A 632-nucleotide genomic window follows, 5' to 3' on the forward strand; every position below is an offset into this window, starting at 1 on the left:
CGCCGTCGACCGAGACGGCGCCTTTGCCCTGTTCTTTCGCCTCCGCGTAGGCGTCGACGATCCGCCGGGCCTTCTCGGCCTCCTCCGGCGAGGGCGCGAACGTCTCGTTCGCGGGCTCGATCTGGCTCGGGTGGATCGCCCACTTGCCGTCACAGCCCAGCTGGCTCGCCCACCGACAGGAGTCGCGGAACCCCTCCGCGTCCTCGATCTCGGCGTAGGGACCGTCGATCACCTGTAACCCCTGCGCCTTGGCCGCGTGGGCGATGCGCGCGAGCTGGTAGTGCCAGTAGTGGCCGGGGTAGCCGCCGCCGGAGCCGATGGTGAGCCCGGCGGCGCCGACGTTGGCGGTGTAGTCGCCGGGGCCGAACACGAGCGACTCCAGTCGGTCGCTCGCGCGGGCGATGTCGGCGACCTTCGTCATCGCCTCCGGCGACTCGATCTGCGCCTGGAGGCCGATCCCACCGACCGGCAGGTCGTTGTTCGCCTCGACCTGCGTCAGGAGGTTGTCGACGGTGGCGACCGTCTCCGGGTTGTTCGCCATCGGCACCATGATTGTGTCGAGGTACTCGCCGGCGCGTCCGACAACCTCGATCACGTCGTCGTAGAACCACCTGGTGTCGACGCCGTTCATC

General features: G+C 69.3%; 1 protein-coding gene. It reads right to left on the bottom strand.

Translation table 11 applies throughout. The annotated features are described in order from the left end of the window. On the bottom strand, nucleotides 1-632 hold a 632-nt coding region (locus tag EXE47_RS18275), incomplete at both ends, for a CoA ester lyase (protein ID WP_137708633.1).

Origin of the sequence: Halorubrum sp. GN12_10-3_MGM (assembly GCF_005435235.1) — an archaeon.
In the GTDB taxonomy this organism is placed as follows: Archaea; Halobacteriota; Halobacteria; order Halobacteriales; family Haloferacaceae; genus Halorubrum; species Halorubrum ezzemoulense.